Origin of the sequence: Flavobacterium fluviale (assembly GCF_003312915.1) — a bacterium.
Taxonomy (GTDB): Bacteria; Bacteroidota; Bacteroidia; order Flavobacteriales; family Flavobacteriaceae; genus Flavobacterium; species Flavobacterium fluviale.
Genome location: NZ_CP030261.1, coordinates 4,383,319 through 4,409,220, shown reverse-complemented (window position 1 = coordinate 4,409,220; position 25,902 = coordinate 4,383,319). Strand labels below are relative to the sequence as shown.

Sequence of the window (25,902 nt, the reverse complement as noted above, 5' to 3'; positions counted from 1 at the left end):
TGTATGATTAAGCTGCAGCCTCTAGCATTACTTTGCTTGTTGTAAGTTCTTTTTTCTTAGTTAGTTGTGTTATAGTGTAATGCATCCAAACCAAACATACTATAGAAAAAAGCAAAATAAAAATCCATGAACTCGACCATATTCCAGTTGCAGTTAATAGATATCCGAAAATAATCGGACCGAAAAAGCCTCCTAAACCGCCGATCATTCCAACTATTCCGCCTACAACGCCAACTTCAGTCGGGAAATACTCTGGAATATGTTTGTAAACTGCCGCTTTGCCAATTCCCCACGAAATTCCGATTAAAATCACTAAAACTAAAAAGACCCACATATTGGCATCAAATTTAATAACTGTGATTCCTTTTGCGATTAATTCTTTTTTTGCAACATTTTGATTATGAGATACTACAACATTCTGCCAGCTCGAAGTGGTTGGAAATATGGCGTTCTCACTTACAAGTGAAGCTTTCTGCATAATTGGATATTCTTTGTCACCCACTTTTACAGTGTTTTCGTTGATTTCGTTAACAACTCCTTTTTTTGCAGCTAGTATTCCAGGGCCCGCAGTAGTGATTTCCATTTTCGGAACCATTAGTAAGGCGCTTAAAATTACAGAAGAACCCAAAACCCAGTACATTACTTTTCTAGCTCCATATTTATCAGACAAATAACCTCCAAAGGCTCTAATAACACCAGAAGGAAGACTAAACATAGTAGCAAACAGGCCGCCCATTACAAGACTGGTTTGATACACATTCATGAAATTTGGTAAAAGCCATTGCGAATACGCTACAAAACAGCCAAAAACTAAAAAGTAATAAGCACCAAAACGCCAAACTCTAGCCGATTTTAATGGAATGAGCATTTGTGAAACAGTTTTGTTGCTGTTTTCTATTTTTTTATTTTGAGCAAAAATTAAAAATGAGATTCCGATGACAACTAAAGAAACGGCGTAAATTACAGGAAGTATTTTCCATCCATTTTGCGGATCTTCAATTGAAAAGTGATTTAATAGCGAGGGTGCCAGAAAGGTAGTAATGGCAGCACCTGCATTTCCCATTCCGAAGATTCCTAAAGCGCGCCCCTGCCATTCTTTTGGGTACCAGATTGATGTATAGCCAATTCCGACTGCAAAACTGGTTCCGACCATTCCGAAAAAGAAACTTAATAATGCAAACATAAAAAAACTGTCGGCGTAGGGAAGGAGAAATAGCGGAATTGAACTAAGCAATAGTAAAAGTGAAAAAACATATTTTCCTCCAAATTTATCGGTCAGAATACCAATTGGAAGTCGCATGATTGATCCCGTCAAAATTGGAATTCCAAGTAACCATCCAACCTGAACAACGCTCCAGTGGAAAATTCCGTTATCTACCAAAAAGGTTACTAAAACCCCGTTTAATGTCCAGCAGGCAAAACACGCTGTAAAAGCCAATGTGTTCAAAAATAAAATTTTGTGTGATTTCGATAATGAGTTTGTATTTTTCATAGCACTTATATTTTTTAGTAAAAATAAGTACTATAACTTAGTTAAAAGATGCCAAAACGCAGTTTTTGAAAAATAATTACGTATTAATACTTATTTTTTTAGATAAGTGAATACTCCGCGGCTTTATTAGAAAGTTCCATCAAGTTTTTAACTTTTAGTTTTTTCATCAAATTAAAACGATGAACTTCAGCTGTACGTTTGCTGATGTCAAGTGCTTCGGCTATTTCTTTATTTCCTTTTCCAGATAATAAAAGGGTTAGAATTTCTTTTTCTCTTTTAGTAATCATCATTTCTTCTCCTAAATTTTGTTTAGGTTCTAATGATGGAGATGAATTTGTCAATTGACTGATTAAAATAGAAGAAATATCACCGCTGAAGTATTTTCCTCCTGCAGCAACACTATGAAGCGCTTTTAGAAATTCTTCTTTGCTCGAACCTTTTAGTAAATAACCATCGGCGCCAGCTTTTATAGACTTCAAAACATACTCTTCCGATTCGTGCATCGAAAGCATTATAATTTTTACGTCGTTATTTTCGCTTCTAAGTTTTTCTACTACCTCTATACCAGTTAAGTTTGGCATACGAATATCTACTATAAGTAAGTCTGGTTTGCTTTCTTCAACTACTTCAAGGGCATCGGCACCATCTATTGCTTCGCCAACAACCTCAATGTTTGCTTCGTTTTCTAGTAAAGATTTGATTCCGTCCCTAACAAAAACATGATCATCTGCCAGCACTACACGAATGTTATTACTCATAATTTACTTAATTTGATTTCTGGATATTTACGTATATTCATCTATAAAGAAGACGCTAATATACGTACTTTTTTTATTTAAAATTCCAATTTTTTGAAATTCCAAGTTCCAATATTAAAAAATCATTAGAAAAAAATGCAATATCAATGATAAGATTGTGTTTAGATTTTTGGCCAACATAAAGTATGTCAGGCTGAGCGAAGTCGAAGCCCGTGCAAAGAATGTCTGCAAAAATTGTCGATTTAGATTGAGGGGGCTTTAAATTCGCTCAGCCTGACAATTGTATTATTAGAAATTTGTATGGAATTATCTAATTATCAAATTGTCGCATTATCTCATTTAAGTATCGGAATATTAAAAGTAATCCTTGTTCCTTCGCCAGGAATTGAATTGATGAAGACACGGCCGTTGACGTATTGTATGCGCTCTTTCATAAATAGTAATCCCATTCCAGATTCGCTGTTTCGTTTTTTGTCGACTGAATTGATGTCGAAACCTTTTCCGTTATCGTCTACGATGATGCTTAAAAGTGTTTCACTGTGAGAAAGCTGGACAATGATATGCGACGACTCGGCATATTTTATAGCGTTGTTGATGGCTTCCTGCGTAAGACGGTAAATATTAATCTCGATTAGGGAATCTAAACGCTGGTCAAAATCTGTTTTATTGTAGAAAAGGATTTCTTTTCCGGTTAGCTTTGAAAGTTCTTGCGTGAGTTTTGCCAGCGAAGAAACGATTCCGTGATCGCTTAATTCTGGCGGCATTAAGTTGAAAGTTGCCGTTCGGACACCTTTTATAATATCAAGTGAAAGTTTCTTTAAATATTCAATTTTTTGTTCGGATTTTTCTCTGTCGTCTAAATTGATGCTTTCTAAACTGAATTTTAAACCAGTAAGCATCTGGCCAATTCCGTCGTGAATTTCTTTGGCGATTCGGTTTTGCTCGTTTTCTTGATTTTCGACAATTTTGCTTGAAATAATCTTTTGCTGATTGATTTTTTCGGTGGTGTTTTCAAGATTTAAGCGCTCGACTTCGCGTTGTGCTTTTTTGCGTTCGGTAATATTGAAGCAGACGATTAGGAGTTCTAATTCATCTTTCTTAATCATAACGGGAACCATAGACAGATCAAGCCAGATTTCGAAATCTTCTTTGGTGATAATTTTTATTTCACCCTGCCAGCCGCTTCTTTGCTTTTCAAATATCAAACGCTCAAAATTGGATTGTTCCTTTTCGTCAACGGTTAAAACTTCTGAGAATTTTTTGTTGGATGAAAATTTGGTGTAATTGAGCAGTTTGGCAAATTTTTCGCCAATATGTATGATCGAACCCTCTGGCGAAATTCTACAATACAATAAAGTATTTTCCATCGCATAATTGAGCGATTTTAGTTCTTTAACCGAGTTTTCCTTGATTTCGCTAAGTATTTCGGTATCGTATGCCAGTTTTAAAGCTTTCTTTTCGGAAGAAACAAGTTTAGCAATTAAGCGTTCAATTTTCTTATTTGTTGGTTTGAAAATGAAGAAGAATTCTAATAGTAAAACCAAAAGCGTAAATCCAAAAATCCAATATTCGATTCGGCGTTGTTCGGTTACTTTTTCGTGTGCTTCAAGATCATATTGGGTTACAATCTGATTCATTTTAGAAAGGAAGATGCCTTCGTTTTGTAAAATAACCTGAACTAGCTTTTGATTTTCAGAAGCTTGTTTTTTCTGCTGTAAATTCAATAAAAACGAATCGGCTGTCTGTGCAATTTTATTGAATATCGGATTGATTTCCAAATATAATTGATGAAGTGTTTCTGATTTCTCTTTTGGAAAAGCCAAGCTGTCACTGCCATTTACGAGGGCATTTTGGTTCTTTTTCCACAGAGTTAAAACGCTTTTTAAATGTGAAATTTGTTTAGCAGAAGCGGTATCAGAAACATAATGCAGAATCAGGACTTCTTTTACGATTTTCTGGCTCAGCATTCTTTGTTTACCAGAAAAATTAATGATTTTAGAATCGCTTAACTGCTGGTTCAGATTGTATTGTACTAGAAACTGACTTACAATTATAGTTAAAGCAATAGTAAGAAGTGCAAAAAAATACAGACGGCGTAAATTTTTGAAAGTGATTTTATCTTCTTCCTGACTGCTTTTTTTCATATAATTGAATTACAATCCTAAAGAGGCTTTTATAAGATTTAAATTTTCTTCAGAATAATTGATTTGCAGTGCTGCCTGATGTCCTTTCTCAGACATTTTATCCCAAGTTTTTTTGATGATATTTTTTAGTTTTTCGTCATCGTGTTTATGAACGAAAGGTTCTAAGTAATATTCAAGGAAAACAAGACAAATTACATCTTCCAATAATTGCGTTTCAGCGTCTTTTTTAAGCAGTTTTTTTTCAATTAAAAAGGAAACGCGATCAATAAACGTTTGATCATAACCGGCTTTTTGGAGAATTTCAGCAGTAGTTTTGGCGTGGAATTTTTTAAGTTCTTCTCTCCATTTCAAATAACCAACACGATCCATCGGATACGATTCTCGGGCAACTTTCCATCGGCAGATATGCTGTGCTTTTGATGCGATTTGAATTTCTTCAGATGCATTTGGTTCAAATTGCATCAGTCTTTCGTACATCCTGTTCGAATACAATAATTCTTTAGGATATTCCTGGTTTTGATCGATTTCGATGTTCGGATCTTGTGCATTTTCGGCATCAATCCATTCGCTTGCTTTTTGGAAAGGTGTTGTCATTTTTTTGGTCGGATAATAGAATCCAAAGATAAGGAATTATGATTTTTTTTCTGCCACGAATTCACGAATGATTTTTTTGCTGCAGATTAAAGTTTTTCCGCCACGAATTCACGAATTAAAGCGAATTAGATTAGTGAAATTAATTGCACAAATTGAACACAATGATTCGTGAATTCGTGGCGAGAAAAAATAATCTATTTAATCTGCGAAATCTATGACTTATAAACTAATCCACAAAGCCAACAAATACTTCATTCTCCACAACCTTAATCGGATACGTTGCAATTTTAAAATCATCTCCGTTTAGGTTCGATCCATCAACAAGTGAAAATGTTTTTTTATGCATCGGACAGGCGATTTTAGGAACGTCATCTGCAGATCCTGTCATTCCTCTTGAAAGTACCATTTCCATTTTGTGCGGGCAGGCATTTTGACAAGCGTACCATTCGTTGCGGCGTGTAAAATTGAAAATAGCAATCTGCTTGTTTTTGTATTTGATGCAGCCGCCTCGGTTGGTTGGAAAATCTTCTACTTTACCTGCTTTAAACCAAATTGTTGCATCGCTTGCATGAACTGTTTCGTATTGATTTAAGATTTCTTCCATGGTAATAAATTTTTGTTCCTGTTTCTTATCCCTCTTTTTACAATCATGAGAGTTATGATGGCGCAGTAAAAAAGAGGGTAAGAAGGACAGCAAACGTTAAATGTTTTTTTTTTTTTTTGGAGCTGATTTTTTATTTTGCCACGAAGGCGCGAAGACGCAAAGTTTTTCTTTCTCTTCTTTGTTTTTTTAATCTCACGCGAAGGCGCAAAGTTTTTTTCTTTTTTTGATTCTTACAATAAAGCTTTGCGACTTAGCGTCTTTGTGGCCAATTCCGATTAGCTTTTTATGACCAGGCTTTTGGTGCTTTTTGATCTCTTAACGGAACAAAAACAGCATTATCGTCTTTCTCGTCTGAGTTTATAAAGTGATTGAAACGTTTCAATAATCTTGGTTTTTCTAGCACTTGTTTCCATTCGCATTCAAAAGTGTTTACCAAAGTCTGCATTTCGGCTTCAAGGGTTTCGCAGATTCCTAAACTGTCTTCGATAATGACTTCTTTTAGATAATCTAAACCTCCGTCCAATTTTTCTAACCAAGTTGAAGTTCGAATCAGCGGGCCAGCAGTGCGGATGTAATACATTAAGAAACGATCCATATATTTGATCACGGTTTCTTTCTCGATTTTCTCCGCCAATAAAACAGCGTGTTTGGGATTTGCACCGCCATTTCCGGCGATGTATAAATTCCATCCGCCTTCAACAGCAATTAATCCGAAATCTTTTCCGCGGGCTTCGGCACATTCGCGGATGCAGGCCGAAACACCGCCTTTTAATTTATGCGGAGAGCGGATTCCTTTATATCTGTTTTCGAGTTCGATAGCAAATCCGGCGCTGTCGTCCATTCCGTAGCGGCACCAAGCATTTCCCACACAGCTTTTTACGGCACGAAGCGATTTTCCGTAAGCGTGACCGCTTTCAAAACCGTTATCGATTAAGATTTTCCAGATTTTTGGCAAATCACTCAAATGTGCTCCGAATAAATCAACTCTTTGTGCTCCAGTTATTTTAGTGTACAAATCGAATTGTTTAGCTACTTCTCCGATTACGATTAGTTTTTCGGCAGTAATTTCACCTCCTGCAACTCTTGGAACAACAGAATACGTTCCGTTTCTTTGAATGTTTGCTAAAAATCTATCGTTTGTGTCTTGTGTTGTTACATGTTTGTTGGCTGTATCATTATAAATACTAGAAAAAATTGAAGCAACAACTGGTTTGCAGATTTCGCATCCGTCGCCTTTTCCGTGATGATCTAGAACATCGTAGAAATTCTCATATTTATTGATTTTTACCAAATCGAACAATTCCTGACGTGTGTAGCTGAAATGCTCGCAGATAACTTCTTTTACTTCTTTTCCAAGTGATTTTTGCGTCGCTTTTACCAAATCAGAAACCATTGGCTTACAGCCGCCACAACCAGAAGTGGCTTTTGTTGCTTTTACAACATCTGAAAGTGTAGCACAAGATTCGTCTAGGATTTTACAGCAAATAGAACCTTTCGTTACATTTTCGCAAGAACAGATTACAGCAGTATCTGGTAAATCCATTACACTTCCTAAACTTGAACCTTCAGATCCGTCTCTTGAGCCAAGAATTAAATCTTCAGGATTTTTAGGCAATGCCATTTCGTTGATGTAAATCTGGAAAAGTGAATTGTAATCGCTGGAATCTCCAACTAATATTCCGCCTAAAAGCTTTTTAGAATCTTTGGTAACGTTGATTCTTTTATAAACGCCACTTAATTTATTTTCATAAATAATAGCTGTAACGTCACTATTTTCAATAAAAGGATCACCAAAACTCGCCACTTCAACACCAATTAATTTCAATTGTGTTGACATATCGATGGTTTCTCTCATGGTTTTGTCACCATTTAAGATTTGCTCAGCAGCTACATCTGCCATTTCGTAACCTGGAGCCACAAGTCCGTAAATGTTTTGATTGTACAATGCAGCTTCGCCAATAGCAAAAATAGAAGGATCCGATGTTCGCATTTGATTATCTACCACAATTCCGCCTCTTACACCGACTTCTAGCCCAGAAACTCTGGCCAGTTCGTCGCGAGGTTTAATTCCAGCAGATATAACCAATATATCTACTTTTAACAATTCTTCATTGGCAAACATCATTCCTGTTATACTTTCCTTTCCGTCAATATATTGCGTAGCTTTATTAAGATGAATTCCGATATTTAATTCTTCTATTTTAGACTGCAGCATATCACTTGCGCCTTGATCCAATTGTCTCGGCATCAAACGAGGTGCAAATTCTACAACGTGCGGATTGAGTCCTAAATCCCTAACAGCTTTTGCTGCTTCAAGCCCTAATAAACCTCCGCCTAAAACTGCAGCTTCGGTTGCGCCTTTTTGTTTAATTTTTCTGGCATATGCCATAATCGCATCTAAATCTTCAATAGTTCTGTATACAAAAACGCCCTCTTTTTCTACTCCTTCAATTGGAGGAACAAAAGCAGAAGATCCTGTTGCTAAAACTAAGTAATCGTACGTATGTGTTTTTCCTAAATGTGTATGTATTGTTTTTTGTTCCCGATTTATATCAGTAATTAATTCTGATGTATTTAGAGTAATGTTATTTTCAGCGTACCATTGACTTGTTGATAGAGATAAATCATCTGCTGTTTTTCCTCCGAAGTATTCACTTAAGTGAACACGATCGTAAGCTCGTCTAGGTTCTTCACCAAATACGGTAACTTGATACTTTTCCTGTCCTGATTTTGCAACGAATTTTTCGCAAAATTTATAACCAACCATGCCGTTTCCAACTACTATTACTCTAATCATGATTTCTTTAATTAAGTATTACTACGCAAATATAAGTATTTATACTTATTTAATTACGTATTTTTTTAAATTTTTAGGTAAGTTGTAACTTTTTTGAACTACGTATTTTGGCGTAATCTCATACGTAGTCCAGTTTTTGGACTGATTTATAAAATTTTAAAAGCATTAAATTTGAAAAGATTCTAAATAAGGTTTTCAAAAAATTGTCGTAAATTCATAAGAATTTTATACCAGTTTAATATTGGTAACATTTTTAAAATAAAGATCTTATGAAAAAAATACTTTCACTTTTGTTATTATCTGTTTTGATAATAAGCTGTAAAACAGCAGAAAATAAGGAGTCTAAGACAAGCGCATCGACATCGGGAACTTCACAAGACGATTTAAATTTTTATTTTAAGGCTACTGGAAATGAACCTTTTTGGGGAGTTAAGATAGGCAATGATCAAATTGTTTTTACTTCATTGATAACAGGTAAGGAGAGTATCACTTTTCCTGCTGTTGATGCGATACGAGCAATGGATGCCAATGTCAAGATGTATAAAAGCAGTAACGAAACAGCATCGATACTTATCACAATCCAGCAGTTAGACTGTCAAGACTCAATGTCTGGGGCAATTTCGCCTTACAGCGTAAAAGTTGAAATTAAAAATAATGCTGAGTTAGAGTTTCAAAAGCTAAGCGGATGCGGTAAATATATAACAGACTACCGCCTTCATGATATTTGGGTTTTAGAAGAATTGAACGGTTATAAAGTTTTTGCAGCCGATTTTCAGAAGGAATTCCCTAGAATCGAGATTAATTCGACAGAAAATAGATTTTCTGGTTATGGCGGCTGTAATGCTGTCAGCGGGCAGTTTTTTTATGAAAAAGATATCTTGAGATTCACAAAAGTTCTTTCTACCCTTATGGCTTGTCCTCAAGGAAATAAAGAAGGAGAATTTACTAAAGCACTTCAAAGTGTAACTACTTATTCTATTGAAAATAACAGATTAACGCTTTCCAATCCTTCTGCAAAGCTTTTGGTTTTTAGAAAAGTAGATTAATATTTATTTCTAAAATGTCTTAAAATGGTTTAAAAATAACTTTTAGGGAAACAATAATGCTGTAACGACAAGATATTTTTGTAAAATAAAACTTATATTATTTATTTTACATGAAAAAGATTTTAATGTTATTTATTGCAGGATCATTGGCTTTTAGCTGCAAATCGAGTAAAGAAGCAGCATCGGTCGCTGCCACAAATGAAAAATCAGTTGAAAAGAAATTACAACAAACTTGGATTTTAGAGAATTTGAACGGAAAAGTGATTACTGAAAAAGATTTCTCAAATTTTCCAAAAGTCCAAATGACTTCATCAAATTTTTCGGGATCAACTGGGTGCAATGCTATTAAAGGAAATTTACTTTCTAAAGGAGAAGGAAAAATTCAGTTTTTAGAACTTACTTCAGAAACTAAAAAATGTGATGCAAAAAAAGAAGGTGAATTTCTGCAATTGTTAAGAACAACTTCTGGTTATTCTATCGAAAATAATAAACTTTATCTTTCTAATCAGTTTGGATTGACAATGTCTTTTAAAAAAGGATAATTAAAGAGAAAGGCTTCAAAATTAATTGAAGCCTTTTTTTATTTATTCAAATAATTCCTTAGGATCTTCACTTTCGTCTTCTTCAATAAAATCTAATTCTAAAGCTCTAACGGTCTGCACAGCATTTCCAGCAATTCCACGAATTGAACCGTACATTCCTAAAGTGTTATGAACTACTTTTTCAATTTGTTTTTCTCTTTGTTTCCAGATTCGCTGCATCGCTCTTTTTTCAGAATCTAAGTCGTTTTGCATTTGCGTAAATCCTTCTACAATTCCTTCAATCTGTAATCGGAATTCGTTGCTTGTCAAGAAATCGTATAACATTGACATTTTATCGCCTTTGTTTTCCTGCGCTTGTACAGCTTGGCTAACCTGAATTAAGGACTGGCGTAAAACGGCACTCAGACCTTTAAATTCTTCGTAGGTACAAATCCAGATTCCATCACGCATTCCCATTCTTTCCATTCCAGAAGGCATTACTTCGGTAACTAGAACACCAATATTGGCTCTTTTGGTTCTAATATCATTTTTAAACTTTTCGATCCATGATGGCTGAAAAGCTTTTGTCCTTTTACTTTCGTAATAAATAGAACCGCAATTTTGCAGTTCTCGTGTATTTACAATTTGAAGACAGTCGGCACCATTTGCGCCTTTTTTAACTTCATCGATACTGTCAAGCGGAAAATTATTGGCCAGCCATTCTTCAATCGCCAATTCCATTACTTCGCCCTGCAATTGCATAGAACCTTGTTCCTGCTTGCGTTTCATTTCTTCAATAAGTTTCTTCTGATCGTCAGACTGCTTTTGGTATTCTTTAATTTTTAGTTCGTTTTTTTCTTCTTCCTGTTTACGAATTTTATCACGCTCTAAAACCAAAGTTGCATTTAACTGCTTTTGAGCTTCGGCTTCAATTGCTTCTTTCATTTCCAGTTTTTCACGCTGTAATTTGGCAATTTCACCCTGCATTTTATTCAATTCCCTAATTTTATCTGATTTTTCAGAAAGCTCTTTTTCCATTAAAATCAAACGATCTTTGTTTTCTTCGTCAAGTTTTATTTTAAGCTTTTCAGAAATTTCTTTTTCGGCTATTTTTCTTTCTCGCTCCAAACGCTCAGCAAAAAGTTCGTTTTCTTGTTTTTTCTTGGCTTCAAACTCGGCTTTGGCTTTTTCAAACTGTTCGTTTTTAAGCTCAATTTCACGGTTTTGAATACTGGCTTTTTGTTGAAATTCTTTACGGATGCTGTCTTCCAACTGATGTTTTAAAACATCATTGACATCGATAGGAGTTCCGCAGTTTGGACACTGAATTGAAGATTGCTCGGCCATTTTATATTGAAATTTTATTGTAGAATTTGAATTTGCTAAGATATTTAAAAGTTCTCTTTTTCTAATGTGGATTTCTGTACTAAATTGTAACGATTTTTTTTTATATGCCACAAAGGCGCAAAGTTTTTTTTTGCCACAGATTGTAATGATTAAATAGGATTTCTTTCATTTTCGACTAAATGACAGATTACACGCATACTCAAAATGAGTATAAGAAGCTTTGTGCCTTAGCGCCTTTGCGGCAATAAAAACTCAACAGCTGATCTTGTAATTTCCGATTCATCTTCCTTTGCAGTGATAATTGAAACATTCGTAAATAAATTAACCTTTTTCAATTCGATAAAACCAATCTCCGAATCGGGATTATTTTTAGCAATGTTTGACGGAACAATCGAAATTCCTAAACCGTTTTTCACCAATTGCACTATCGAATTAATATTATTCGCTTCGTGAATAATCTTCGGCGAAAAGCCATAAAATGCACAAAGTTCCAATAGAACTTCATGATAATGCGGTGCGTAATCTTTATTAAAGAAAACAAACGTTTCATCTTTCAGTTTTAAAATATCATTTTCTGATTTTATTTGAATCGTGTTTTTATTGTAAACTAAAGAAAAGCCATCTTTAAACCATAAATGCGATTTTATTTTAGGTGAATGAATAGGTGATCGGATAATTCCCATTTCGATTTTTCCTTTTTCTAAAGCATCGATTTGTTTTGTTGTTGAAACTTCAAAAAGTTTGAAATTGACATATGGAAACTGCGCTTTCAAATGTTGTATTAAATCTGAAATAACAGACGAATAAATCGAACTGATATAAGCAATTCTGAACTCGCCCGACACGTTTTCTGCGATCTTTTTTGTTTTAGTAGAAATACGTTCCAAATTCTGAAAAAGTTCTTTTGTTTCTTTTTCAAAATATTTTCCAGCTTCGGTTAATTCTACTTTTTTATTGTTTCGAATAAAAAGCTTTGCCTGAAGTTCTTCTTCCAATTCAGCAATTTGACGGCTCAGCGGTGGCTGTGAAATAAACAGTTTTTCTGATGCTTTGGTAAAGTTCAGTTCTTCGGCTACAGCCAAAAAATATTTTAAGTGACGTAATTCCATGATACTTTAAAAGTATTATTAATTGATAAAAATAGTATTTTCAAAGTATTTATGAAATAAATAGTTTTGAAAAATCAAAAAATAAGTCTCTCGCAGATAAAGCAGATTATTAATTTAGATCAAATCGTCTAAACCATAATATTTCCAATCTATAATAGCATAAAGATTCGCGAAATCTGCGAGAGATTAAAAAGACAAAAGACAATGAAAAAATCAACTATTGAAGAAATCAAGGAAAGATTTGACAATGATGTCGAACGATTTTCAAATTTAGAAACGGGTCAAGTGGCAACAATCGATGCTACAATTTCTTTAGAATTAATAACCGAAGCTTCAAAACGAATTGTTCCTAATGCTGTAACTGTTTTGGATGTGGGATGCGGTGCTGGGAATTATACTTTAAAGATGTTGTCTAAAGTGCCAAACTTAAGCTGCACTTTGGTCGATTTGAGTTTGCCAATGTTAGATAAAGCTTTTGAAAGAGTCTCAGCAGAAACAAACGGAAAAGTTGTTGTGAAACAAGGAGATATTAGAGAAATAGATTTAGAAGAAAACAGTTTTGACATTATTTTAGCTGGTGCTGTTTTGCATCATTTGAGAGACGATCAGGACTGGGAAACTACTTTTACAAAATTATTTAAATTATTGAAACCAGGCGGGTGTTTAATGATTTCTGATTTAATAACGCAAGATACCGATTTGTTAAATGAATATACCTGGCAGCGTTATGGAGAATATTTGGAAGGTATAGGAGGGGCAGCGTATCGTCAGAAAGTTTTAAATTATATTGAGAAAGAAGATTCGCCTAGATCAATGAACTATCAATTGGATTTAATGAAAAAAGTAGGTTTTTCAAAAGTCGAAATTTTACATAAGAATATGTGTTTCGGGGCTTTTGGAGGAATAAAGTAAGAAACTGATCGACTGATTTATGTTTTTGGTCGGCTGTTAGTTTCGATCGGTATAATATTTATTTTTTGAATCTAAAAAATGTGTTGATTTGTATATTCAAATTAAACTTTCGTCACTTAATATTTACAGATGAGCAATAATCAACAATGGAATCGCAGAAGTTTTCTCTTTACAATGGGTGGAGCAGGAGCAGCTTTAATGTTAAATCCGCTTTTGTCATGGGCGTCAACAGATTCAGATCCGAGAATTGCCTCTATTGTTGCCAGAACATTCGGAATCGATACGCATAATCATATTGATGTTCCTTTGATAAAATCGGAGCTTCCAGGCCCAAAAGTTGATTTGACCGGTGAAATGAAAAAATCTGGTTTATCGGCTATTTGCATGACGTTTGCTGTTGATTATCAGAAGTTAATTAATCCTGGAGATGCCTACGAAAGATTTTTAAATGGTCTTACTGCGATGGATGAAATTTTAAAAGCGAATGGTATGAAACGCGCTCTTAATTATGCTGATTTGCAGCAAGCTCATAAAGCTAAAAAGCCAATAGTGATTCAGTCAGTTGAAGGCGGGCATTTCTTAGAAGGTAAAATCGAGCGCCTGCAAGTTGCTTATGATAGAGGTTTAAGACATTTAGGACTGCTTCATGATAATGATGCTTCGGTACCGCTTGGAGATATTTTTACTAAAACACCGCAATGGGGCGGATTGACAAATTTTGGTGCTGAAACAATTAAGGAATGTGAAAGATTAGGTATTTTGGTTGATTTGTCACATTGTGATACTAACACGGTAAACGGAGCTTTGAAAGTAGCTGCAAAACCTATATTGGTTTCTCATACAGGATTAAATAGTCGTTTAGGAAGCAATGAGTTTATGTCTAAAATGATGATGCCGAGACTGATCAGTAAAGAACAAGCTAAAATTGTAGCTGATAATAAAGGTCTAATAGGCGTTTGGACTCATCTCGCTGATTCGCCGGCTGCATTTGCAGACAATATTAAAGCGATGGTTGATGTTGTGGGAGTAGATCATGTTTGTATAGGAACTGATACTAAATTAACTCCAGCTTATCGTTCTCCCAATGATAAAGGATGGGGACAGGAAGGCAATAAAAAGCCTCAAGGTCAGGATGGTCCGCCAAAAAAGGAAAATGAACCAAAAGGTCCTGGCGGTAAAAAGCAGGGCAGTGATAGAACTAATCTGGCTTGGGGAGAATCAAAAGCAGGGTTTTATTATACTGTTGTTGAAGCTTTATTAAACGCAGGCTATAAAGAAGAAGAAATTGCAAAAGTTGGAGGTGGTAACTATTGCCGAATATTTGATGCAGCAACAAAAGGACATTAAAAGAAAAGCCGTTAAAATTTTTAACGGCTTTTTTGCATTCTATAAAATCTGAGCGGTTTTGTAAACTTGAATTGGGCTTGCGACTAAGCTTTCGGTTTTTGAAATAAAGTCAATTAAATACGTCTGTGCATTGTGTGAATCTAGACCAATTTGATCCCTCCATTCTTCCCAAAGAATAAATACATTGTCGGAAGTATGTAAATCGTAACGAATACATGCTGCTTCTTTTCTAGTTTCGGTTACTAAATGTGTCAGCATATTTTGAACTTGAATTAAGTTCTCTGGTTTACTTTTTAAAATTGCGGTAATCGAAATCATAATTATAAGTTTTTAAAAGTTTCTTCCAAATGTTTCGTGTAATCTTCTTTAAAGATAACGATATTTTCTGGTGTTGCGCCCTTTTCTACATCATGAAAATGGAATCCGTTTACGCGTTCCATTCCTGTAAATTTATTCATTTTATGAAAGCCAAACATTACGCCATCATCAACAGAAGTTTCTTCGAAGAATTCTCCCGGCAATGTAAACGCTGTTTTTGGAGCATTCCAGCTTGTAGTCAGCATGTATTTACGGCCATGTAAAAGTCCGCCTGTTCCGTAGTTAATGTCTGGATTTACGCGGCTTCTTCCGTCACTTTTATAGATTCCGTTGTTGTGTCCCTGTGTAAAAACATCATCGATATATTTTTTGAAAAGATTTGGCAGTTGAAACCACCAAACGGGTGTGTGATAGATGATTAAATCTGCCCAAACGAATTTCTCTACTTCTTCCTGAAGATCGATATTGTCTTCGATATGAGTTGTTTTTATCTCATAATTATTATTTTTTGAAAGAAATTCAACTGTCCAATCTTGAACTGTTTTATTGAATTGCCCGCCTGAATGTGCGAATTTTTGCCCGCCGTTGATTATAAATATTTTTTTCATTTTAAAATTATTGTTTCTTATGAAAATGAATGCGTGAGGGATTGAGGCGGTATCCTTTTGCGTAATGAAATGGAGCAAAAGATATAGCCGAAAGCCCGACCCAGAGGGGCACGCCCAAATTCTAATTATTTAAATTTTGAGATTGTTTTTAAACACATAGAAACATAGGTTTTTTTTCTTGTAAAAGGGAGTGGAAAGAAACTAGTTTCTAACATATAGTTCTCAAAGTGTGTCATTTTGAGGAACGAGAAATCCCATTCGTTGCTCGCCAAAGAATGGCGCCTTAGTTTGCAGAGTTTCTAGTGTGATTTCTCGTTCCTCGAAATGACAAGACTACGCAGATTATGTTTGTGAATTCAAGTGAAATGTCTTTGCAGACAAAGTGAAAACTATGTTTCTATGTGTTTAAAAAGAGAATTATTTTATTTTAGCAATTGCCTGATTAATAAAATCCAATTCTGAAGCTGATAAATCGAAATTCATTGTTTTGGCATTTGAAATGGCTTGTTCTGCGTTTCTTGCTCCCGCTAAAACAATTGCAATTCCTTTTTGTAAAGATGTCCAACGTAAAACTAATTGAGATAAGCTTGCTTCTTTTGCATGTGCTAAAGAAGTTAATTCTTCAACTAAAGTTTTAACTTTTTGAAGATCAAATTGATTGAAGTAACCGTTTCTATGGTCGTTTTCTTTTAGTTTACCGTCTGTGAAATATTTTCCAGTTAATAAACCTCTTTCCATTGGACTGTAAGCAATGATTCCGATGTTTTCTGCGACGGTGAAAGGAATTAGTTCTTCTTCAATTTTACGGTTTAGCATGCTGTAAGCGACTTGGTTTGAAGACACTTGAATTGTTTTTTGTGCTTCCTTAATTTGTGCAACATTGTAATTGCTTACTCCAAATGCTCTAATTTTTCCTTGCTGAATTAAGCTTTCTGCCGCTTCCATTGTTTCAGAAATTGGTGTTGTAGCATCTGGCCAGTGAATTTGTAAAAGGTCAATGTAATCAGTTTGGAGGCGTTTTAGGCTTTCTTCAACTTCTTTAATTACGTTCGCTTTTGATGAATATTTATAAATTGGAACTTTTTTGCCATTATCATCGGCGTCAAAAAAGAAATCTCCTTTTCCTTTATTACTTCCGTCCCAAACTAAACCAAATTTGGTCAATAACTGAACTTTAGAACGATCTACGCTTTTAATTGCTTCACCAATCATTTCTTCACTTAAACCAAATCCGTAGAAAGGAGCGGTGTCGATTGTTGTAACACCATGATCGATTGAAGCGTGGATCGAATCTATCGAATCTTTCTTTTCATTTCCACCCCACATTGTTCCTCCAATAGCAAAAGCGCCGTATGTAATGGTTGATAGTTCAAGTTCTGAGCTGCCTAATTTTCTATATTCCATGATATTGTATTTTTAAATCTTAAATTTCATTTGGCAAAATTATACTGTTTTTGCGACTATTAATTTGTATATATTTGTCTTTTTTATGTAAATTTGCAACTTCAAATAATTATCATTGTCATGAAAAAAGAGAATTTATACGAACCCTTTACGGTTTCTTTTGAGACTTTAGATGAATATCCAGATGTTGGAGATCGTCATAATTTCTTTGAATTGGTCTATATTTTAAGCGGAACAGGAAGGCAGTGTATCAACAAAAATATTTTTGAATATGATGCTGGACATATGTTTTTATTGACGCCTGAAGATTGTCATAATTTTACGATTGAAACCGAAACGAAGTTTTTCTTTTTGCGTTTTAATGATATTTATTTGAAGAATTCAAGTCTGCAGAATGAAAATATTCAGCGTTTAGAATACATTCTGCAAAATGCTAATCATCAGCCGGGCTGTATTTTAAAAAATGATGCCGATAAATGTCTGGTAAAAGTAATGATCGAAGCAATTTGCCGAGAACATAACGATAAAGATGTTTACAATCAGGAATTGATTCAGCAACTGGTAAATACTTTGATTATTATTGTAGCAAGAAATATTGCAAAATATCTTCCTGAGCAAGTGAATATTGGCACTGAAGGTAAAGCAATGGATATTCTGCAATATATCCAGAATAATATTTATTATCCTGAGAAGATTAAGGCAGAATCTATCAGCGATTATTTCGGAATCTCCAATACGTATTTAGGACGTTATTTTAAGAAGCATGCGAGTGAAACCATGCAGCAATATATCAGTAATTACAAAACAAAACTGATTGAACATCGTTTACAGTTCAGCGATAAGCGTATTAATGAAATTGCTTACGAATTTGGTTTTACGGATGAAAGCCATTTCAATAAGTTTTTTAGAAAACAAAAAGGGTATAGCCCTTCTGAATTTAGAAAGACGATTAGATTAAGTGCTTAAACACTAATTGCAATAATTTACACGAATTATTTATTACCGTTGGAATGATGGTAAACTTTGTTTAAATCGTTGTTAATTTTGTGTTTTAAATAATTTTCTTGATTACTCTTAATTTGTGAGTGTGTTTATTCAATTCAGGATTATAAATTCCAGTATGGTCTAAACGGTCAATGCGAACTTTTCCACTTGCGTGAATAATGTAGTTGTTATCCATTATAATTCCAACGTGAGTAATGTTTCCTTCATCGTTATCAAAAAAAGCTAAATCTCCCGCTTCACTTTCTTCAATAAAGCTTAAAGGTTCCCCGTCAAGCGCCTGCTGTGAGGCATCTCGATGAATTTTATAGCCGTTTAATTTGTAAACCATTTGCGTAAAACCAGAACAATCAATTCCGAAAGGTGTTTTTCCGCCCCATAAATATGGAGCATTTAAATACATAAAAGCTGTGTTTATCAGTGCACTTTTAGGTTTAATGCCGCTTGTTTTTGTTCCTTCAAAATCAAAATTAGAAACATTGATTTCGCTGTTATTTAGAAATGATAACGAAGCTCCTAGTGGAATTGGAAGTAATAGATTGTCGGGAGCGGTGATGTAATCAATTAAATCGGCATTTAAGATAATCGCCTCTTTACTCAATTGATTGAAATTTGCCTCAGAAATTACCTGATATTGTTTCGAATCTACCCAGCCTTCATAGTCATCAAACTGAATTCTTATTTTAGCCCATTGATTATGGCGTTCTAAAATTTCGACATGTTCGCCAAACAAAAGTTGTGTAACGATTTCACTTCTGTCACTTGGTTCAGATCGAACGGGTACTATAGCTAAATTGCAAATTCCAAACATTTAAGGAAATTTATAAGTTAAAAATTAGGAGTTATAAATTGTGATAACTCCTAATTTTAGATAATATTATTTAAGCTCTTTCGATAACAATTGCAGATGCGCCTCCGCCTCCGTTGCAAATTGCAGCGGCACCGGTTTTAGCATTGTTTTGTTCTAAAACATTTAGTAAAGTTACAATAATACGCGCTCCTGAACAACCCAGTGGATGTCCTAATGAAACAGCACCTCCATTAACGTTTACTTTATCGTTATCTAAATTTAAGATTTTCGCATTGGCTAAACCAACTACAGAAAATGCTTCGTTAAATTCGAAATAATCAACATCTGAAATTGAAATTCCAGCTTTGTCTAAGGCTTTTGGTAATGCTTTTGCTGGACTTGTAGTAAACCATTTTGGTTCTTGTGCTGCATCTGCATATCCTTTGATATAGGCTAGAGGTTTTAATCCCAATTCATTTGCTTTTTCTTCAGACATTAAAACTAATGCAGCAGCTCCGTCATTAATTGTTGAAGCGTTTGCAGCGGTTACAGTTCCGTCTTTTGTGAAAACTGGCGCTAAAGATGGAATTTTATCTAATTTTACATTAGTATATTCTTCATCTTTTGAAAATATAATTGGTTCTCCGCGTCTTTGTGGAACTTCAACAGGAACGACTTCATTGTCAAATTTTCCAGCATCCCAGGCTTTTGCACTTCTTTCATAAGATTGAATAGCAAAATTATCCTGCTCCTCACGGCTGATGTTATATTCAGTTGCACATAAATCAGCGCAAACTCCCATTGCCTTGTTATCGTAAGCATCTGTTAAACCATCTTTCTGCATTCCGTCAAGCATTGCAGCTGGACCAAATTTATTTCCTGCACGCATTTGTACGTAGTGAGGAATTAAGCTCATGCTTTCCATTCCGCCTGCAACAACGATTTCAGCATCTCCACACGCGATTGCCTGTGCAGCAAACATAACCGCTTTCATTCCAGAAGCGCAAACTTTGTTTACAGTTGTAGCGGCAACTTCTTCAGACAAACCAGCAAAAAGAGCTGCTTGGCGAGCTGGAGCTTGTCCTACTCCGGCCTGAATAACGTTACCCATAAAAACTTCATCAACTAATTTTGGGTCTAGGTTAATTTTTTGAAGCGCTCCCTTAATAGCGGCAGCACCTAATTTTGGTGCGGGTACGGTAGATAACCCTCCCATGAAACTTCCGATAGGTGTTCTAACGGCAGAAACGATAACAACTCTTTTGTTCATTTTCTGTAATATTAGTTAATAAAGCAAATTTACTCTTTATTTGAATAAATTCAAATTTTGTGTAGAATAGGGCGATTTTAAATTTAAGATGAAATTTTTGTTAATTCTATTTGTTTGATTGTGAAGTGTTTTAGAAAAAAGATTAAAAAAACTAAAAAAAAAGCGCAAAAATAGTTGTGAGAAATGGAATGTTGTGTTACCTTTGCCACCGCAAAACAGAACACGTTTCTTGAGCTTGGAGAGGTGCCAGAGCGGTAATGGAGCAGATTGCTAATCTGTCGACGGGTAACCGTCGCCAGGGTTCGAGTCCCTGTCTCTCCGCTTAAATTTTGCCTTCGGGGTGTAGCGTAGCCCGGTTATCGCGCCTGCTTTGGGAGCAGGAGGCCGCAGGTTCGAATCCTGCCACCCCGACCAAAACTTTGCCATAAAGTTTTAAAACAAATGGTTCCATAGCTCAGCTGGATAGAGCAACGCACTTCTAATGCGTAGGTCGAAGGTTCGAATCCTTCTGGGATCACAACAAGCCACTCATATTGAGTGGCTTTTTTGTTTTAACTTTGTTTTCAACTTCTATCAAAAAGCAAAGAGAATTTAGCATATAAAGAGGTTTTTTTAAGTACTATTAAAGCCTTGCAAGCCTTTGATGTCCATAATAATAAAATACGAAAATCCTCAAATCAAAAAAGGCTGTCTTGGCAAAGACAACCTTTAATGACTAATAAAATAAAAATGTATTCTAAAGTTTTACTTTCCTGATTGGCTTTCAGGGCTCATAATAACTTCGACACTACTAGAACTATCCAAAACGTGCTTACTAAACTGTTGAATAGTTTTTTGATTAATTTTAGAAATTAAATTTTTATATTCTTCATCTGTCGAAAACGGAATCTGATTTAAGCTGTTGTTGTAAAGTGTATTGTTCCAAAAAGAATTGGTTTTAAGCGATTCTTCCCTGTTTTTTAAAAGTGCTTTCTTAATGTCGTCTAAATCATTTGCATTGACTGGAGTTGTTTTTAAATCGTTTAATTCTTTCCATACAATCTGCATTAACTTTTCCTGTTTGTCAGGATTACAGTCAAAAGTAAGAGCCAGACTGAAGGTTGGTTTTGGAATAAGTTCCAGATTCCCGCCTACATTTACGCCATAACTGCCGCCTTCTTCTTCACGAATGGTCTGTAAGAATCTTTTCGACAACAGCTCTCCGATGATATACATTGTCAAGGCATTTTCTTTACTGTATTCTATTTTTCCTGTTAGGTTTAAGTAAATAGTCGCTTTTGCAACTTCCATAGGACGTTTGAAATGAACTTCTGTTTTTCCTTTTTTTGGTTCAATATTATGATCGACATAATTTTCCTTTAAGGCTGGATTTGAGTTGATATTTCCGATGTATTTCTGAATTAATTCTAAAGCTTTTTCAGGAATATTTCCAACAAAAATAAAAGTAAAATCACCGGCATTTTTAATTCGGTCGCGGTAGATGTTTTCTGCTTTTTTCAGATCAATGGTTTCAAGAAATTTTTCATTGAAAATAAAAGTACGCTTACTATGATTTGAATTTGCTAAATCAATAGAATCTTTAAAGGCGTTTCCGTTATCTTTTTTAATTGTTTCTAAACGATTTTTATATTGTTCTTTAAGGATATTAAAAATATTGGGGTCAAATCGAGGAGACTCAAAAGAAAGATAAACCATTTGCAGCATGGTTTCGAAATCAGCTTTATTGGAACTTCCTTGAAATCCCTGCGTATTTTCGCCAATAAACGGTGCTGCCTGCGCAACTTTTCCAGTCAGTTTTTCTTTTAAACCAATATTGTCAAAATTACCGAGACCAGAAGACCTTGCAATTGTCGTTGCAATTTCGGCAGAAGCCAGATCTTCGGTTTTGACCAAAGATTTACCTCCTTTTGAAAATGCCGAGAACACAATCTGATCTTGTGAGTAACTGGTTGGGAGAACAATTATTTTAGCTTCATTTTCTAAAATATAACCTTTTGCATCCTTAACTCCAGCTATTTCAAATGTTTTTTTAATTGCAGCTGGTTTTAGTTCCTTATCAATTAACGGAGCGTTGTTTTCTTTTTTAGTGTAAGGTTCCAAAGTCATGTTTTCGACTTTTTTCATTACGCTTACAACAGCTTCTTTTGTTGGAAAATCATTTTTATCCTGATCTGAACCAGTTACTAAAACCACTTGGTTTGTGGGTTTTTGAATTGTTTTCGCATAAGCATTCAATTCCTCTAAAGTGATACTTTTTATGATACCAACAATTAATTTATAATCATCTTCAGGGGAAAGGAATGGCTTAGCTTTTAAGAAATAATTGGTCAGTTTCTCTGCCCAGCTGTCGTTGTCAACTTTATCTTTATTGCTTATAAAATCATCATATGAGCTTATAAAAATCTTTTTAGTTCGATCTAATTCTGCTTGAGCAGCGCCAAAACGTTTTAGGCGCTCTGCCTCAGTGTAAGCTTCTTCAAATGATTGTATTATTTTTCCTTTTTTGGCTAGAGCCGAAATATTAAACGAAGTATTTAATCTTGAAATGGGTTCAAAATACGTTTTTAAGTTTAAAGCACCACCTTGATTTTTTAAAAGCAATTCTTTGAAACGATTGTTTAAAATACTGGTATAAAATGAATTCATTACGTTTTTACGTGTAACGATACTGTCTTTTAATAATGGCTCGTCTAAAACATACTGAAGTGTAATGGAAGAAGAAGACGCCTCTTTGTCTGATGCGGTGCCAAAATATAATTCATCGTGTTTTGGAATCTCTGTATATGTTCTTGCAGCCGCTTTTTTAGCTAGTGGAATTCCTGAAAAAATGGTCTTTACTTTTTGCTCCATTGCTTTTACATCAATATCCCCAACAATGATTACGGCTTGTAAATCTGGACGGTACCATTTTTTATAATAGTTTCTTAGTTCAGGATATTTGAAGTTATTGATGATATTTAAATCACCAATAACATCTCTTTTACTGTATTTTGAACCTTTGTATAAAACTGGATCTGTCTGCATTTTTAAACGAAAACCGCTTGTACGTCTCGTTCTCCATTCTTCTCTGATTACGCCTCTTTCGGCATCAATTTCTTGATTGGTTAAAGAAAGAGAACCAGACCAGTCGTGTAAAACCCAAAGTGTAGAATCGATCAGTTTTTCGTTGCTGACAGGAACTGTACTAATATTGTACACTGTTTCGTCGTGAGCAGTGTAAGCATTAATGTCTTTACCAAAACTTACTCCGTTCTTCTCTAACATTTTAATAATTCCTTTTCCTTTAAAATGTTCTGTTCCGTTGAAAGCCATGTGTTCCAGAAAATGTGCCAATCCGTTTTGATTATCATCTTCTAGAATGGCACCTACATTTTGAACAAAGTAAAAACTGGCTCTGTCTTTTGGTTCTTCGTTGTGGAGAATATAATACGTCAGTCCGTTTTTTAATTTTCCAGTTGTCACGTTTTTATCCAGCGGAATGTTGGTTTTGAACTGGGAAAACACCCCTTGAAAAGACAAGGCGAGAATCGCAATAATGATATTTTTTTTTGTATTCATTTTGATGTTTTTTATCTTCTGTTTCTTCTAATCAAGATGAAAGCAGCGCTTAGTATAATCAATAAAGGAAACAGCGCAATAAATACAATTTTATTGATGAAAACCTGATTGGCATTTATTGTTATTTTGTTGTCTGTATGATTTGGACGAGTGGTATCAATTGGAAATTCATAATTGGTAAACCAGCTGAAGATATCAGTTACAAACTGAAATGTTCCCGACCCGCCACGGCTTAGCTCGGCGTTGCCCATGAAATCTGCATCTCCTGCAACAATAATTTTTTGCGCTTTACCATTTACATTTCTAGTTAAAGCTACAGCAAGCGGAACAGCAGTTACAGCAGGTTGTTTTTTTAGATCTTCTGGAACAGAAGTAAGTCCGGTCTGTGCTTCCCAAGCTGGCTCATTATTTGTTTTTAAAAGTGGTATTACTTTAAATCCAGTATCTTTTACGGTTTTAATACCGCTGCTTCCTAAAAACGGAATTGGATTGTTGTTTTTATTTTTAGTTAATTTGATTACAGTCGAATCTATGTTTTTTGAAACTTCTGTAACTAAATAATCGGGTGAATTAATTTCACTTTCCTGAACCAAAGCTTGTTTTGTAAAACTTAAACCTAATTTATCTGTAACGCCAGCCAAAGCAGAATTTGTTTCGGGTTCTGCCAAAAGCATTAAATTTTTTCCTTCGTCAATATATTTGTTGATGCGGTCTACAGCTCCTTGACTCAATTGTGTCTTCGGATCGGCAATTATTAAAATAGTCGTTTGCTCCGGAATGTTCTGCGCATTAATATCTACAGAAGAAACATCAAATCCTTGATTGATAAGCGAATATCTGAAGGTGATTTCATTAAAACCAGTTTTATAATTTTTATCTCCAATCTTATCGACGCTTCTTTCCATGTTGCCGGTTGCAAAAACAATTTTAGGAGCAGGAATTACTAAGCGTTTCAGCGCAGCAGAGATTTCTTTTTCCATTGGTACTTTAAACATATCGTCGTACATTCTTAAGAATGTTTTCTTGCCATTATATTCTACTGTACGGACAACTCTGTTCTGCTCAGGTTTTAAATCAATCACTTTTTTAATCTCTTCTGGAGAATAAAGTTTTTTTAGTTTCAAATCCTGTGTTTCGATCATTTTCTCCGCCAGCTGCTTGTCATTCAGTCCAGGGTTTTGGGCATATAAAGCTTCATTGTTTGAAGTATCATAATAATACACATATTCCATTTCCATCTGGGGTATAAAACGCGTATATTTTTCAAAGCTTGCTATATCCGAGTTTTGAGAATAAGGCATTGCCATATAATAGTTGATGTCTAACAAGTTTACATAAGTTGTTAACTTTATAGGACCGTCTATTTTTTTAACAATATCTAAACTGGTTTTTGTTAATGTTCTGTCTTTTGTACGAGTCATATCGTGATACAGGGTAAGAGAAGCTCTAGAAGTAATGTAACCAAGGGACAAAACACCTGTTATTAATAAAGTGTATTTTAATACTCTTTTTGAGATTGTTTGTGCATCTCTTCCAGTTTGTAATTTATAGATACTCAATACAATAAAAAGACTGCTTACTAAAACGAAGTAAAATACATCTTTACTGATGATAAGTCCTTCCAGCATTTCATTTGCGCGCCCGGCGATTGAAAGGAAATAGGTTATGTCTTTTACAATTTCAACATCCTGCCAAAGTTTTCCGATGAAATTTAAACCTGCCAAAACTACCAAAGTACTGATAGCCGCAACAACTTGATACGAAGTAAGGCAAGACATAAAAAGTCCGATTGCAGCATAGGTGCAAACTAATAAATACAACCCAATAAGTCCTGAAATAGCAAATTTTAAATCTAAATTGTCAATTGAAAAGTAAGCAATACCAACCTGCAAGCCTAATATTACAATGAATAAAAGACAGTAAGCAGCAATAGCTAAATATTTACCCAATACAATATCTTTAATTTTAATTGGAGAAGAGAGTAAAAGCTTGATCGATCCGCTGTTAATTTCACGGCTTACTAATCCCATTGTTAAAAGCGGGACGTACAGGTATAAATAATTCTGCATTTCGGTATATAAACCGATGAAGCCTGAAAAAATGACTTGGGACAAATTATCAAGTCCTTGTCCAATTTTCTGTGATTTTTCAAAACGCTCGATTGTACCGAAGAATTTCCAGCTGGACTGGATTGAAAATATTACTAAAACAACCCATGCGACAGGTGAGTAAAACATAGTGTTGAGCTCTGTTTTAGCAATTCTATATATTGTTTTCATTT

20 protein-coding genes and 3 tRNA genes are annotated in these 25,902 nt (G+C 34.8%); 8 read left to right on the top strand and 15 right to left on the bottom strand.

Annotated features, from left to right (window positions below):
• Nucleotides 1-7: 7 nt before the first annotated feature.
• From HYN86_RS18990 to nirB, 6 genes are all read right to left on the bottom strand, one after another.
• A complete protein-coding gene (locus tag HYN86_RS18990) occupies nt 8-1,492 on the bottom strand; it encodes an MFS transporter (RefSeq protein WP_113679466.1) in 1,485 nt (494 codons plus the stop codon).
• 98 nt (nt 1,493-1,590) lie between these two features.
• Nucleotides 1,591-2,250, bottom strand: a complete 660-nt coding sequence (locus HYN86_RS18985; protein ID WP_113679465.1) for a response regulator transcription factor — start codon at nt 2,248-2,250, stop codon at nt 1,591-1,593.
• 335 nt (nt 2,251-2,585) lie between these two features.
• Nucleotides 2,586-4,394: a PAS domain-containing sensor histidine kinase gene (locus HYN86_RS18980; RefSeq protein WP_113679464.1), complete on the bottom strand. Its 1,809-nt coding sequence runs from the start codon at nt 4,392-4,394 to the stop codon at nt 2,586-2,588.
• A 9-nt stretch (nt 4,395-4,403) separates the two neighbouring features.
• Nucleotides 4,404-4,988, bottom strand: coding sequence for a DUF4202 domain-containing protein (locus tag HYN86_RS18975; protein WP_113679463.1), 585 nt, complete (start codon nt 4,986-4,988; stop codon nt 4,404-4,406).
• A 226-nt stretch (nt 4,989-5,214) separates the two neighbouring features.
• Nucleotides 5,215-5,592, bottom strand: a complete 378-nt coding sequence (gene nirD / locus HYN86_RS18970) for a nitrite reductase small subunit NirD (protein ID WP_113679462.1) — start codon at nt 5,590-5,592, stop codon at nt 5,215-5,217.
• A gap of 283 nt (nt 5,593-5,875) precedes the next feature.
• Nucleotides 5,876-8,389 (bottom strand): nitrite reductase large subunit NirB, encoded by a 2,514-nt coding sequence (nirB, locus tag HYN86_RS18965; protein WP_113679461.1) that lies wholly within the window; start codon nt 8,387-8,389, stop codon nt 5,876-5,878.
• Between the two features lie 269 nt (nt 8,390-8,658).
• Here nirB and HYN86_RS18960 point away from each other — a divergent pair, with 269 nt between their 5' ends.
• Nucleotides 8,659-9,435: an META domain-containing protein gene (locus HYN86_RS18960; RefSeq protein WP_113679460.1), complete on the top strand. Its 777-nt coding sequence runs from the start codon at nt 8,659-8,661 to the stop codon at nt 9,433-9,435.
• A gap of 110 nt (nt 9,436-9,545) precedes the next feature.
• Nucleotides 9,546-9,977, top strand: coding sequence for an META domain-containing protein (locus HYN86_RS18955; RefSeq protein WP_113679459.1), 432 nt, complete (start codon nt 9,546-9,548; stop codon nt 9,975-9,977).
• Nucleotides 9,978-10,019: 42 nt separating this feature from the next.
• On the opposite strand, the gene HYN86_RS18950 is transcribed toward HYN86_RS18955, so the two are convergent.
• Both HYN86_RS18950 and HYN86_RS18945 read right to left on the bottom strand, forming a co-directional pair.
• Entirely contained in the window at nt 10,020-11,303 is a 1,284-nt protein-coding gene (locus HYN86_RS18950; RefSeq protein ID WP_113680004.1) for a DUF2130 domain-containing protein, read from the bottom strand.
• A gap of 227 nt (nt 11,304-11,530) precedes the next feature.
• Entirely contained in the window at nt 11,531-12,412 is an 882-nt protein-coding gene (locus tag HYN86_RS18945) for a LysR family transcriptional regulator (protein WP_113679458.1), read from the bottom strand.
• A 204-nt stretch (nt 12,413-12,616) separates the two neighbouring features.
• Between HYN86_RS18945 and HYN86_RS18940 the strand changes: the two genes are divergently transcribed.
• Both HYN86_RS18940 and HYN86_RS18935 read left to right on the top strand, forming a co-directional pair.
• Nucleotides 12,617-13,324 carry a class I SAM-dependent methyltransferase gene (locus HYN86_RS18940; protein ID WP_113679457.1) on the top strand — a complete coding sequence of 236 codons (708 nt, stop codon included), beginning with the start codon at nt 12,617-12,619 and terminating at the stop codon, nt 13,322-13,324.
• 129 nt (nt 13,325-13,453) lie between these two features.
• Nucleotides 13,454-14,671, top strand: coding sequence for a dipeptidase (locus tag HYN86_RS18935; RefSeq protein WP_113679456.1), 1,218 nt, complete (start codon nt 13,454-13,456; stop codon nt 14,669-14,671).
• 39 nt (nt 14,672-14,710) lie between these two features.
• Here HYN86_RS18935 and HYN86_RS18930 read toward each other — a convergent pair whose 3' ends face one another.
• The 3 genes from HYN86_RS18930 to HYN86_RS18920 form a co-directional block, all read right to left on the bottom strand.
• Entirely contained in the window at nt 14,711-14,989 is a 279-nt protein-coding gene (locus HYN86_RS18930) for a putative quinol monooxygenase (protein WP_113679455.1), read from the bottom strand.
• 2 nt (nt 14,990-14,991) lie between these two features.
• Nucleotides 14,992-15,597, bottom strand: coding sequence for an NAD(P)H-dependent oxidoreductase (locus HYN86_RS18925; protein WP_113679454.1), 606 nt, complete (start codon nt 15,595-15,597; stop codon nt 14,992-14,994).
• Between the two features lie 417 nt (nt 15,598-16,014).
• Complete coding sequence (locus HYN86_RS18920) at nt 16,015-17,001, bottom strand: aldo/keto reductase (RefSeq protein ID WP_113679453.1); 987 nt, start codon at nt 16,999-17,001, stop codon at nt 16,015-16,017.
• A gap of 120 nt (nt 17,002-17,121) precedes the next feature.
• Between HYN86_RS18920 and HYN86_RS18915 the strand changes: the two genes are divergently transcribed.
• Nucleotides 17,122-17,967 carry an AraC family transcriptional regulator gene (locus HYN86_RS18915; protein WP_113679452.1) on the top strand — a complete coding sequence of 282 codons (846 nt, stop codon included), beginning with the start codon at nt 17,122-17,124 and terminating at the stop codon, nt 17,965-17,967.
• An 85-nt stretch (nt 17,968-18,052) separates the two neighbouring features.
• Here the strand turns inward: HYN86_RS18915 and HYN86_RS18910 are convergent, their stop codons facing one another.
• Nucleotides 18,053-18,814 (bottom strand): C40 family peptidase, encoded by a 762-nt coding sequence (locus HYN86_RS18910; RefSeq protein WP_057116556.1) that lies wholly within the window; start codon nt 18,812-18,814, stop codon nt 18,053-18,055.
• Nucleotides 18,815-18,884: 70 nt separating this feature from the next.
• Nucleotides 18,885-20,063 carry an acetyl-CoA C-acyltransferase gene (locus HYN86_RS18905; protein WP_113679451.1) on the bottom strand — a complete coding sequence of 393 codons (1,179 nt, stop codon included), beginning with the start codon at nt 20,061-20,063 and terminating at the stop codon, nt 18,885-18,887.
• Nucleotides 20,064-20,300: 237 nt separating this feature from the next.
• Between HYN86_RS18905 and HYN86_RS18900 the strand changes: the two genes are divergently transcribed.
• The 3 genes from HYN86_RS18900 (at nt 20,301) to HYN86_RS18890 (ending at nt 20,580) form a co-directional block, all read left to right on the top strand.
• Nucleotides 20,301-20,384: transfer RNA gene (locus tag HYN86_RS18900), tRNA-Ser, on the top strand.
• A gap of 15 nt (nt 20,385-20,399) precedes the next feature.
• Nucleotides 20,400-20,477, top strand: a tRNA-Pro gene (locus tag HYN86_RS18895).
• A 29-nt stretch (nt 20,478-20,506) separates the two neighbouring features.
• Nucleotides 20,507-20,580 (top strand) — tRNA-Arg (locus HYN86_RS18890).
• A 227-nt stretch (nt 20,581-20,807) separates the two neighbouring features.
• On the opposite strand, the gene HYN86_RS18885 is transcribed toward HYN86_RS18890, so the two are convergent.
• A complete protein-coding gene (locus HYN86_RS18885) occupies nt 20,808-23,621 on the bottom strand; it encodes a M16 family metallopeptidase (RefSeq protein WP_113679450.1) in 2,814 nt (937 codons plus the stop codon).
• Between the two features lie 11 nt (nt 23,622-23,632).
• Nucleotides 23,633-25,900, bottom strand: a complete 2,268-nt coding sequence (locus tag HYN86_RS18880; protein WP_113679449.1) for a Gldg family protein — start codon at nt 25,898-25,900, stop codon at nt 23,633-23,635.
• Between the last annotated feature and the right edge of the window lie 2 nt (nt 25,901-25,902).